Origin of the sequence: uncultured Dialister sp. (assembly GCA_900314595.1) — a bacterium.
In the GTDB taxonomy this organism is placed as follows: domain Bacteria; phylum Bacillota; class Negativicutes; order Veillonellales; family Dialisteraceae; genus Dialister.
In genome coordinates this window covers 1-2,582 of record OMVW01000080.1, presented here as the reverse complement: position 1 = coordinate 2,582, position 2,582 = coordinate 1, and the positions used below count along the sequence as shown (strand labels likewise).

The 2,582-nt window shown below is 48.8% G+C and carries 2 protein-coding genes; both read right to left on the bottom strand.

The features are described 5' to 3' along the window. Positions 1-296: 296 nt before the first annotated feature. Positions 297-887, bottom strand: coding sequence for a nitroreductase family protein (locus tag QZN42_RS10115; RefSeq protein WP_296957339.1), 591 nt, complete (start codon positions 885-887; stop codon positions 297-299). 207 nt (positions 888-1,094) lie between these two features. Continuing rightward, positions 1,095-1,655: a class I SAM-dependent methyltransferase gene (locus tag QZN42_RS10110; protein ID WP_296957336.1), complete on the bottom strand. Its 561-nt coding sequence runs from the start codon at positions 1,653-1,655 to the stop codon at positions 1,095-1,097. Positions 1,656-2,582 lie beyond the last annotated feature (927 nt).

Genomic DNA, 2,582 nt, shown 5'->3' with positions numbered 1-2,582 from the left:
CCAGGAAAAATTTCAGAATAAAAAAAGGCCCGCTCCCCATTGGAAGCGGACCCCATTCACAAATCACGATCAGCAATAGTGACACCCGACCGTATTCACATTTTCCGAACAACGAACAACGAAGAACGACCATCGTTAGTGACACCCGACCGTATTCACGTTTTCCGAACAACGAACAACGAATCACGACCATCGATAGTGACGCCAGACCGTATTTACGTTTTCCGAACAACGAACAACGAACAACGAAGAACGACCATCGATAGTGACGCCTGACCGTATTTATACCAGAAGGCTTATTCCCTTACCTCGATGACTTCGTCTTCTTCTTTTCTTGCCAGCGGTACCGGGTGATGGTTCGGGATACCGAAGGACATGGCCAGGACCATTTCTCCTTCGCCCAGCCATTCGTGGAGTTCATCGTAGGCGAAGAAAATATTTCCAATCCAGAGGCTGCCATAGCCCATGGAAGTGGCCTGGAGAGCCATATTTTCAGCAGCAGCTCCGATGGCCTGTACGTCGGACAGTTCATGAATCTTTTCAGCCGTAGTCCAGGTATCGGTGAGAGGACGGCCGTTGGGGTTGACGATGAAGACGAGGACCGGCGCCTGTTCCATGCATTTCAGGGTGAACCGCGCGTTCACATAGAGTTCCGGAGAGCCGGCCAGCACCCCTTCTCCCTTTTCTGCCCGTTCGATGCCTTTTTCCATGAGGGCGAGAGCCTCTTTCTTGCTTTCCCCTTTAACCACGATAAATTTCCAGGGCTGGCGGTTCTTGGCAGACGGTGCCCACATGCCGGCCCGGAGGATTTCCCGCATATCTACTTTGGAAATATCGTCACTCCTGAAGAAACGCACACTTCTTCTCTTGAAAATCACGTTGTACATACCATTCATCCTTTCTATATATAATGTAATATATTAGTCGCTTTATACACACCGCTTCTATTATACACTGTTTCATGATGTAAAGGAAATAAAATTAACCAGAAGTCAATTTCCATCATACAAAAAAACTCCCGCAGCATCATTTCCGCTGCGGGGAGATTTACGTGTGTTTTATTGTGAAAAATGATTGATTCCAGGGAAAGGCCCCTATTTCTTCACCACGATGCACAGCCGGTGTTTCCTCACATCGCCATAACTTTCCACACTGGAAAATCCGGCCTCTTTCAAAGCGGCGCAGATCTGGCAGCGCGTATACATCTTCCCGTTTCCATTGAGCCGGGCCCAGCCCTGACTGATACTGTCCTTTCCATCGCTGTCATTGCAGATGAGGAAAAGACCGCCCTTCTTCAGGACCCGATGAACCTCACGGAAACACTGCTTCAGATCCTGCCAGAAATAAATCGTTTCAAAAGCAGAGACACAGTCAAATGTGCCATCCGCAAAGGGAAGATCCGAGACGCTCCCCCGGACCACCCGGCACCTCTTCTCCCGAAGAGCAGAGGCGTTCCGCCTGCCGGAAATTTCCACACAGGCTTTAGAATAATCAATCCCGGTCACATGTCCCTGACCGCACTTCTTCAGCCAGGCAGCCATATTCGCTCCGCTGCCGCAGCCTGCATCCAGGATATCAGCCCTCTCATTGACCGATATCTTCGACATGCCCCAGTCCGATACGTCCCGGCGGCTGAAATCCATCATTCTCAGCATGAATTCTCCGCCCAGAACGCCCGGCCTCAGGGCATTCCCCAAAAAGCCCACGGAATTAACACCTCTCTCCCATCACAAAATCCTTTGCAGTTTTTCCCTTCCATGATTTTTCTGCAAAGGTATCTAGTGAAACAGGTCTCTAATTCCCAAAGCCAAAGGCAAAATGTTGATTACGTTATTTTTATAATTATATGATAATATTTTTCTCATATAAAAGTCAAACAAAATTTATAGAAATATTGATAAATCATTTATAACAGATTCTACGAAATCATTTTCCAAAGCGGAATATTTCCGGGAAATAAAAAATCCATCCCCTGACGAACGTCACAAGGATGGACTGCCGGAACTACTCCCCGCCGCTTCTGAAAATCCGGCGAAGAGCCGGCTCCGGAATCCCCAGAAACAGGAAACAACTGGCCACGCACCAGCTGAACCGCTCCAGATTCTCTGTCATCTTTCTCATGCCCCTCACCCTGCCTTTCCATGTTTTTTTGATAGAAATAAAATAACAGGATAGACGGTCACTGTCAAGGACGTTTTTGAATTCGGGAGGGAAGCGGCCGAATATATATATGCCTTTAACCGGCAGATAGAAAAACGGGGAAAGGGAAGGATATGGTTCGCTGCGCGAACCAATCTTATATAGTGCGCTTCGCGCACGGGCTCTTGCCTGCATGAGAGCTGCCCGGGATTGTACGCAGGCGGTGGCTCTACTTGAGCGGCTTGTACCTGTATTCCCGGCCGCACGTGGACGTGAACCTCCACACGAGGGAGAGTGTGTATTCCCGGCCCCGCGCGTATTGCCGACTGACTCAAACCAATTTCTAAAACGGTCCCGTTGTCAAGGACACCCATTCCTAATTTTTCTGTTCGGGGGTTAGCCCTTTTTAGGCGGTTTTCTTCTCTTTGTCCTTCTCCTTTTCA

Excerpts from the sequence above, each read along its gene's own strand:
- QZN42_RS10110 (WP_296957336.1), bottom strand. The coding sequence starts at position 1,655 with ATGCTGAGAATGATGGATTTCAGCCGCCGGGACGTATCGGACTGGGGC.
- QZN42_RS10115 (WP_296957339.1), bottom strand. The coding sequence starts at position 887 with ATGTACAACGTGATTTTCAAGAGAAGAAGTGTGCGTTTCTTCAGGAGT.